We start from the raw sequence: 3,874 nt of genomic DNA, 5'->3' as shown, positions 1-3,874 counted from the left end.
CCCGGAACCGGCGTCCGGGTCGGGAGCGCTCGCTTCGCTCGCGCCAGCGTCGCTCCCGCCGCCGAAGGGGTCGTCCGCACCGAACGACCCGAACTCTCCGCCGCCGCCGACATCGCCGAACGCGTCCGCCGGTACGCCGTCTGCCGTCGAGTCGTCACCGGACCGGTCGCCCCCGGACCGGTCGCCGCTCGGCTCGTCGGTCCCTCCGAACGGGTCACCGTCGTCGGCCGTGTCGCCGGAGGAGCGCGCCTCGCCGTCATCGGTCGCACCGCCGAACGGGTCCCCGTCGCCCGCGTCGGCGTCCGATTCCCCGCGGTTCCCGCCGAAGGGGTCCGCGGGCTCGGCGTCGTCACTCGATGCGCCGAGTTCGACCGCCGGGTCGTCGAACTCCCGCTCCGCACCCCCGTCGCCGGGAGCGTCGGACTCGTCCGGTACTCCCGTCGCGTCCTCCGGCTCGTCCGGCGCGTCATCCCGCTCTTGCGCATCATCCGACTCCCCGGGCCCGCCGTCGGATCCGCGCTCCGCGTCGCCCACCGGCCGCTCGTCGGACTCCTCGTCGGTCTCGCGCAGCGCGCGCTCGAACCAGTCGTCCTCCTCGCTCATCGTTTCCGCCGCCCGTGGGGGTTCGGCATGAGCCGAGCAACGCGACCGAGCGGCTTGAAACTTTCCGGCGAACTCCCGCGCGTTGAGAACTCGATCGGGCTCCCCGATGTCCGCACGCTTTTATCCGGGGACGGGGATGGCTTCCGCATGGAAGTGGGCATCGTCGCGCGAAAGGGCAGCGAGCGGGCGGCGTCGCTTGCGGCGACTCTCCGAGACATCGTCACCGAAGAAGGAGAGAGCGTCTGGCTCGACGCGGAGACCGCCGCCGCGCTCGACGCGGGCGACGACGCCCGGGCGGTCGACGCGTTCGACGACTGCGACCTGGTCGTCGCCGTCGGCGGCGACGGCACGTTCCTGTTCGTCGCGCGCAACGCCGGCGACACCCCCATCGTCGGGGTGAACCTCGGCGAGGTCGGGTTCCTCAACGCGGTCCCGCCCGCCGACGCGGCGGCGGCGCTCCGCGCCGAGGTCCGGGCGTTCCGGAACGGGGGGCTGGACGTCCGGGAAGCCCCGCGGCTCGCCGCCAGCGCCGGCGGCTGGACGTCGACGCCGGCCGCGAACGAGGTGGTGATTCAGGGCGACCGACGCGGCCCCGGCGGCGGGATCGACTACGAGGTGCGGGTCGACGGGTCGCGGTACGCCGGGGGGCACGCAGACGGGGTCCTCGTGGCCACGCCGACCGGGTCGACCGCGTACAACCTCTCCGAGCGCGGGCCCCTCGTCCACCCCGAGGTGAACGGGCTGATCGTCAACGAGATGGTCGCCGAGGACGGGATGCCGCCGCTCGTCGTCGACGCCGACGCGAGCATAACCGTCGCGGTCGCGGACGACGCGGGGGCGACCGTCGTCAGCGACGGACGCGACACCGCGGCGCTCGACGGGCCGACCGAAGTGACCGTCGAACGCGCCGCGCCGCCGATACGGATCGCCGGCCCCCCCTCCGACTTCTTCGAGGCGCTCGGCAAGCTGTCCTGAGCCGGCGGCTGCCCGACGGCGGCCGGACGCACCCACAAAGCGTTTACCGGACGCCCGCGGACGCCGGAGCGTGAATCGCCGGTCGGCGCTCGGACGGTACGCGGTCGCCGGGGTCCTCGTCGCGGCGGTGGCGGCAGTGACCCTCGCGGTCTCTCCCGAGGCAGCGCTCTCGCGGCTCCGGTGGCTCGCGACAGACCCGCTGCGGTTCGGCGCCGCCGTCGTCGCGCTCGCAGCGGTCAGGCCGCTCCTCGCGTGGCCCACGACCCTGCTTGCCGTCGCCGTCGGCTTCGGGTACGGCTGGGCCGGGACGCCGCTCGCGCTCGCGCTCGTCGTCGGCACCGCGCTCCCCCCGTACGCGCTCGCCCGGGCGGGGAGATTCCGCCTCCGAGACGGCGCCAACGCGGGCGACGCGTCGGGAATCGCCGACAGGTTCTGTCGCGCCGGCGAGCGCTTCGCGGCCGAGTCAGGGAGCGTGCGCGCCGTGACCGGGACCCGCCTGCTGCCGCTCCCGTCGGACGCGGTGACGGTCGGGGCCGCGGCCGCCGGCGTCGGCGTCCGGCCGTTCATCGCCGGTACCGCGTTCGGCGAACTCCCGTGGGTCCTCGCCGGGGTCGCCGTCGGCGTCTCGCTCGACCGCCTTGCGGCGAGCGGCGGGTCGCTCGTCGACCCGGCCGTGGTCCTCGGCATGGCCGCCGTCGGCGTGCTGATACTCGCCGGACCGCTCTACCGGACGTTCCTCCGGACGGACGCGACGACGGTCTGACTCGGCGGACACTGGGCGCCGATACGGCGGACGGATCGCAGAAAGCGAAAAGACCGCCCGGGCGTGTCGTCGCTCGGGCGGTCGTGCGGGCCGTGTGCCTCTGACAGCAGACGGGTGCTCTGCGTCGGGAACCGCTCGCAGCGACGCGCGCATTCCCCCGGTCCCCGAATCCCGGGAACCGACCCAGCCCTGACCCCGAAGCCGCGGTGCGGTCCGCACTCGCCCCTGCGAGCGCCGGACGCGGCCGCGACTCCAACGGGGGACCGGGAGAGCGCGGCGTCGCTACGAGTCGCCGTCGGTCGAGTTCTCGCCGCTCGAACCGTCCTCCGACGCCTCGGACTCGTACTCCACCTCGATCCCGCTCGGCACCGGGCGGAGGAGGTAGCGGCCGTTCCCGCGCAGCACCGGCGCGAAGTCCGCGGTGAACGTCGTCCGCGCGTTCTCGCGGATCTCGAACTGCTCGTTGAATTTCAGCGGCGCGTTACCCGGGAGATCGACGGCCGCGTCGCTCCCGTCGGTGAGGGTCCCGTCGGCCGACGACACGTCGAGCTGGAGGTACGGGTACTCGCCCGTCTGGAGCTCCCGCTCGTCGATCAGCTGCGTCTCGCCGTTCTGGAGTTCGACGAGGTCAGCCTCCTGTGACTCGTCGAACTCGAAGTACTCGCGACCCTCGGCGGCGTCCCCCTCGTCGTCGGTCCCGTTGCCGTCGGTGGTCTCGTTCCCGCCGGCGTCGGTGTCGTCGCTCCCGTCGTCCGGGTCGGTCTCGTTCGCGCCGTCAGCGTCACCTTCCTCCGGATCGGCGCCCTCCGGGCCGAGCCAGAACCCCTCGACGGTGACGACGAGCGACTCGAAGTCGCCGATGTCGGCGGGCTGGTCGGTCACCTGCGTCGCGAGCGTTCCCGTCGTGCGACCGACACAGCCGGCGAGGCCCGTCGCCCCGAGGGCGGCGGCGCCGGTCGCCTTGAGGTAAGTGCGCCTGTCGAGCGCGTCGAGGTCGAGCGCGCGGTCAGTCACGTCACGCACCCCCCGCTCCGTCGGCGGTCGTCCCGTTCTCCGCGTCGGTTCCGTCGCCCTCGCCGGCGCCGTTCCCGGCGATATCGCTCACGGTCTCGCCGAGATCATCGACCCCGCCGCCGAGGAACTCGTTCACGCTGTCGAGGATCCCGCCGACGAAGTCCGGCACTTGGTCCGGGAGGTCGCTCGGCGGGCCCGCGTCGCCCGAGGCGTTGTCCGGGCCGGGCGTCGCCGCGACGGCACCGGCGGCCGCGCCGGTCCCGATCAGTACCACCGTGGCGAGCGCCACGAGCACCGTCGTTCGGAGTGCGTTCATTGCGACTCATCCTCGGAGCGCTACACGGTTGAATGCCCCAAGCCGTTCAGCCGAATTACGCCCGATTTAACTCGGTTTAATCGGCAGAAGACGGCCTAAACCGGGAGATCGACCTGAACAGCGGGTGGTATATAAAAGGATAACTCCGGCAGCCGAGATCGGCGACGCGCCCGCGGACCGTAACCGGGGGCGCGGCCGTGGAC

At 73.3% G+C, this 3,874-nt stretch carries 4 protein-coding genes and 1 pseudogene; 2 read left to right on the top strand and 3 right to left on the bottom strand.

Translation table 11 applies throughout. The features are described from left to right. Positions 1-603: pseudogene (locus B9G49_RS15740) on the bottom strand (KaiC domain-containing protein); the annotation flags it as partial. Positions 604-750: 147 nt separating this feature from the next. Between B9G49_RS15740 and B9G49_RS15735 the strand changes: the two are divergent. Together B9G49_RS15735 and B9G49_RS15730 are read left to right on the top strand one after the other, a co-directional pair. After that, positions 751-1,578, top strand: coding sequence for an NAD(+)/NADH kinase (locus B9G49_RS15735; protein WP_049932608.1), 828 nt, complete (start codon positions 751-753; stop codon positions 1,576-1,578). Positions 1,579-1,648: 70 nt separating this feature from the next. After that, on the top strand, positions 1,649-2,341 hold the full coding sequence (locus B9G49_RS15730; RefSeq protein WP_086217000.1) for a VTT domain-containing protein: 693 nt from the start codon (positions 1,649-1,651) through the stop codon (positions 2,339-2,341). Positions 2,342-2,623: 282 nt separating this feature from the next. On the opposite strand, the gene B9G49_RS15725 is transcribed toward B9G49_RS15730, so the two are convergent. Together B9G49_RS15725 and B9G49_RS15720 are read right to left on the bottom strand one after the other, a co-directional pair. Continuing rightward, positions 2,624-3,355 (bottom strand): DUF4382 domain-containing protein, encoded by a 732-nt coding sequence (locus B9G49_RS15725; RefSeq protein WP_086217001.1) that lies wholly within the window; start codon positions 3,353-3,355, stop codon positions 2,624-2,626. 1 nt (position 3,356) lies between these two features. Beyond that, positions 3,357-3,671: a hypothetical protein gene (locus tag B9G49_RS15720; RefSeq protein WP_086216999.1), complete on the bottom strand. Its 315-nt coding sequence runs from the start codon at positions 3,669-3,671 to the stop codon at positions 3,357-3,359. Between the last annotated feature and the right edge of the window lie 203 nt (positions 3,672-3,874).

This window comes from Halorubrum sp. SD683, from assembly GCF_002135045.1.
Lineage (GTDB): Archaea > Halobacteriota > Halobacteria > Halobacteriales > Haloferacaceae > Halorubrum > Halorubrum ezzemoulense.
Note: the sequence above shows the minus strand (reverse complement) of the source record. Positions and strands in the feature narration are given on the sequence as shown.